This is a genomic window from Streptomyces sp. LS1784 (genome assembly GCF_020103755.1).
Taxonomy (GTDB): Bacteria; Actinomycetota; Actinomycetes; order Streptomycetales; family Streptomycetaceae; genus Kitasatospora.
The window spans coordinates 1-3,965 of record NZ_JAHSQD010000677.1; the positions used below are offsets into that span (position 1 = coordinate 1).

The window sequence follows — 3,965 nt, forward strand, 5'->3', positions numbered from 1 at the left end:
GCCGAGCCGCCTCCGGCCCCGGCCGCGCCGCCGGTGCGGGCGGCGAGCAGCAGGGCCACCCCCTCGGCCTGGAGCCGCCGGGCGGCCAGCAGCAGCGCGTCCAGTGAGGCCCGGTCCAGCCACTGCACGTCGTCCACGACGCACAGCAGCGGCTGGTCGGCGGCGAGTTCGGCGAGCAGCCCGAGCGTGGCGAGCCCGACCAGGAGCCGGTCGGCGCGCCCTTCGTCGACGGCCGGGCCGTCGTCGGAGAGCCCGAACGCCGCCTCCAGTGCCCGTCGCTGCGGCCCGGGCAGGGCCTCCAGCCGGTCCAGGCCGGGCGCGAGCAGCAGGGTCAGCCCGGCGTACGGCAGCTCGGCCTCGTACTCGACACCGGCCGCCCGGATCACCCGGAACGCCTCCCCCGCCCGCGCGACGGCGTCGTCCAGCAGCGCGGTCTTGCCGATGCCGGCCTCGCCCCGAAGCAGCAGCACCTCGCTGCGGCCGGCCCGCGCCGCGTCCAACAGCCCGTCCACGGCGGTCTGTTCGCCTTCCCTCCCGTACAGCATGCCCCGACCCTACCCATCCGGGCCGCGAACCGCCGCTGACCACGGCACCGGTACACCCCCCCGCGAAAGGTACGTACTGCGATGCCCATACGTGACGGATTCGCTGCCGGCCGGCCGTCCATACCTTGGTGAGCACCGGGAACGACCCGGACAACCACCCACCGGAACACCGGAGATGACGATGACCGAGATCACCACCGCCACCCTCCAGCAGCTCGCCGAGCGCTACCTCGCGGCGTGGAACGAGACCGACCCGGCGGCCCGCCGCAAGCTGATCGACGAGGTGTGGGCCGAGGACGGCCGCTACACCGACCCGCTGGCCGCCGTCACCGGCCGGGACGCGATCGACGCACTGCTCGGCGCCGCCCAGGCCCAGTTCCCGGGGCTGGAGTTCACCCTCGGCCCGGTCGACGCGCACCACGACGTCGCCCGCTTCACCTGGAACCTCGGCCCGGCCGGCGCGGAGCCGGTGGTGATCGGCTTCGACGTGCTGGCGGCCACCCCGGACGGCCGGATCGGCGCGGTGTACGGCTTCCTCGACCGCGTGCCGGGCGCCTGAGCCGCCGCCACCGACGCCACCGCAGCCACCCCGCTGGTCGACACCCGGCTCTTCCGCAGCCGCGCCTTCAGCGCCGGCCTGCTCGCCCAACTCGCCTTCTGGCTCGGTCAGGGCTCCTTCTTCCTGGTGCTCGCCCTGCACCTCCGGTTCGGCCGCGGCCTGGACGCACTCGGCGCCGGACTGGTCTTCACCGCGACCGGCCTCGGCTACCTGATCACCTCCGACACCACCCACCGCGTCACCGCCCGTCTGGGCGAGCGCCGCACATCGCGCTCGGCGGGCTGCTGCTGGCCCTCGGCCTGCCGGCCCTCACCGCGTACGACGCCGCTGACGGCAGCGTCCGGTGGCTGGCGCCCGGGCTGTTCGTGGACGGCCTCGGCAGGGGCCTGTGATCGCCCCGGTGACCTCGGTGGTGCTGGCCGGCGTCGAGCCGCGGCTGGCCGGTTCCGCGGCCGGGGTGGTGTCCACCGTGCAGCAGGTCGGCGGGGCGCTCGGGATCGCGCTGATCGGCCTGGTCTACTACGGCGCCGGCGACCCTACCGCCGCCTTCGGCCGCAGCGTCCTCGCCCTGGCGGTGCTGGAGCTGGTGCTCGTGGCCCTGGTCCGGTTCCTGCCGCACGGGGCGCCGCGCAAGGGCTGATCCCGAGGTGCTCCCGGCGCCCGGGCCGGGCCCGCGCAATCCCGGTGCCGGGGCGGGCGTTCGTGGACACTCCGGCCGTGCCCCCGGCAACACCCCCCGACACCCCGACAGCACCCCCGGCACACAGGGCGGGTGGGCCCGAGCCCACCCGCCCGTTCCCTTCCCTCCCCCGGATCGGGTTGGATGGTCGGATGAGCGAGGAGAAGAGCGCCGTACCGGCGTGGGAGCAGCGGTTCAGGGCGGCCCGGGTGTCGCTGCCCGACTGGGCCGAGGACGCCCCCGACCGGGCGCTGTACGTGTCCAACGCGACCGGCACCTACGAGGTCTACGCCTGGGACCGCGCCACCGGCGCCCACCGTCGGGTCACCGACCGCCCGAACGGCACCACCGACGCCGAGCTGTCCCCCGACGGCGACTGGGTCTGGTGGTTCGACGACCACGACGGCGACGAGTTCGGCGTCTGGCGCCGCCAGCCCTTCGCGGGCGGCCCCGACGAGGAGGCCGTGCCCGGCCTCGCCCCCTCCTACTCGGCCGGCCTGGCCCTCGGCCGCGACGGCACCGTGGTCGTCGGACGCTCCACCGACGAGGACGGCACCACCCTGCACCTGCGCCGCCCCGGCAACGCCGAGCCGGTCGAGATCTACCGGCACGAGGAGTACGGCGGCATCGGCGACCTCAGCCACGACAGCACGCTGCTCGCCATCGACCACACCGAGCACGGCGACGCGATGCACTCCGCGATCCGCGTGGTGCGCATCGGCGGGGACGGCGGCGTCGAGACCGTCGCCGAGCTGGACGAGGTCACCGGCCGGGACGAGCCTCGCGGCGTCGCCTGCCTGGGCTTCGCCCCGGTCGAGGGCGACACCCGCCTGCTGGTCGCCCACCAGCGCACCGGCCGCTGGGAGCCGATGATCTGGGACGTCGCCACCGGCGCCGAGACCGCCCTCCCCCTGCGCGACGAGCAGGGCCGCGAGCTGCCCGGTGACGTCTCCGCGCAGTGGCGCCCCGGCGCCGGGGAACTGCTGGTGGAGCACGAGTACGAGGCGCGCAGCGAACTGTTCTCGTACACGCTCGCCGAGGGCCGGCTGACCCGCCTGGACACCCCGCGCGGCACCGTCGGCGGCGCCACCGCCCGTCCGGACGGCACCGTCGAGTACCTGTGGTCCTCCGCCGCCGAGCCCTCCGCCGTCCGCTCCACCGCCGGGACGGTCGTGCTGCGGGCGCCCGGCGCGGTGCCGCCCGGTTCGGTGCCGGTCGAGGACGTCTGGGTGGACGGGCCCGGCGGACGGGTGCACGCCCTGGTGCAGCGGCCGACGACGCCCGCGCAGGGCCCGTACCCGACCGTGTTCGAGATCCACGGCGGTCCGACCCACCACGACAGCGACTCCTTCGCCGCCGGTCCGGCCGCCTGGCTGGACCACGGCTTCGCGGTGGTCCGGGTCAACTACCGCGGCTCGACCGGCTACGGCCAGGCCTGGACGGACGCGCTGCACGAGCGGGTCGGCCTGATCGAGCTGGAGGACATCGCGGCGGTCCGCGCCTGGGCGGTCGACAGCGGCCTCGCCGACCCGGCCCGGCTGGTGCTCGCCGGCGGCAGCTGGGGCGGCTACCTGACCCTGCTCGGCCTCGGCGTCCAGCCCGACAGCTGGGCCCTCGGCGTCGCCGCCGTGCCGGTCGCGGACTACCACACCGCGTACGCCGACGAGATGGAGGCGCTCAAGTCGCTGGACCGCACGCTCTTCGGCGGCACCCCGGAGGAGGTCCCGGAGCGCTTCACCGCCTCTTCGCCGCTGACCTACGTCGAGCAGGTGCGGGTGCCGGTGTACATCAGCGCCGGGGTCAACGACCCGCGCTGCCCGATCCGGCAGATCGAGAACTACGTCGAGCGGCTGGAGCGGCTCGGCAAGCCCCACGAGGTGTACCGCTACGACGCCGGGCACGGGTCGCTGGTGGTGGAGGAGCGGATCAAGCAGCTGCGGCTGGAGATCGACTTCGTCCGGCGACACCTGGGCACGGCCGGGCGCACCGGAGACGGGGGAACGGCGTGAGACGCCTGCTGGTGCTCGCGGGGGCGGCGGTGGTCGGGGCCCTGGTGCTCACCGGCTGCTCGGGCTCGCAGCGGGACGAGGCCTCCTGCCCGCCCCCGGCCGCCCCGCCGACGCCGAGCTCCTCGGCCGTCGTCCCCACGGGCTCCGCCGTACCGGCCGCGCCGGCCGTGCCC

General features: G+C 75.7%; 4 protein-coding genes. 3 read left to right on the forward strand and 1 reads right to left on the reverse strand.

All coding sequences use genetic code 11. The features are described from left to right. Positions 1-545 (reverse strand): AAA family ATPase (locus KS423_RS40315; protein WP_224284698.1); only part of this gene is annotated, 545 nt, incomplete at its 3' end. Between the two features lie 181 nt (positions 546-726). Between KS423_RS40315 and KS423_RS40320 the strand changes: the two genes are divergently transcribed. The 3 genes from KS423_RS40320 (at position 727) to KS423_RS40330 (ending at position 3,792) form a co-directional block, all read left to right on the forward strand. Then, positions 727-1,104: a nuclear transport factor 2 family protein gene (locus tag KS423_RS40320; protein ID WP_224284699.1), complete on the forward strand. Its 378-nt coding sequence runs from the start codon at positions 727-729 to the stop codon at positions 1,102-1,104. Between the two features lie 400 nt (positions 1,105-1,504). After that, positions 1,505-1,744 carry a hypothetical protein gene (locus tag KS423_RS40325; RefSeq protein ID WP_224284700.1) on the forward strand — a complete coding sequence of 80 codons (240 nt, stop codon included), beginning with the start codon at positions 1,505-1,507 and terminating at the stop codon, positions 1,742-1,744. A gap of 191 nt (positions 1,745-1,935) precedes the next feature. After that, positions 1,936-3,792: a prolyl oligopeptidase family serine peptidase gene (locus KS423_RS40330; RefSeq protein ID WP_224284701.1), complete on the forward strand. Its 1,857-nt coding sequence runs from the start codon at positions 1,936-1,938 to the stop codon at positions 3,790-3,792. Positions 3,793-3,965: the final 173 nt, after the last annotated feature.

Bases quoted from the DNA above. Each gene is read 5' to 3' on its own strand.
- KS423_RS40330 (WP_224284701.1), top strand. From the start codon at position 1,936: ATGAGCGAGGAGAAGAGCGCCGTACCGGCGTGGGAGCAGCGGTTCAGG.
- KS423_RS40320 (WP_224284699.1), top strand. From the start codon at position 727: ATGACCGAGATCACCACCGCCACCCTCCAGCAGCTCGCCGAGCGCTAC.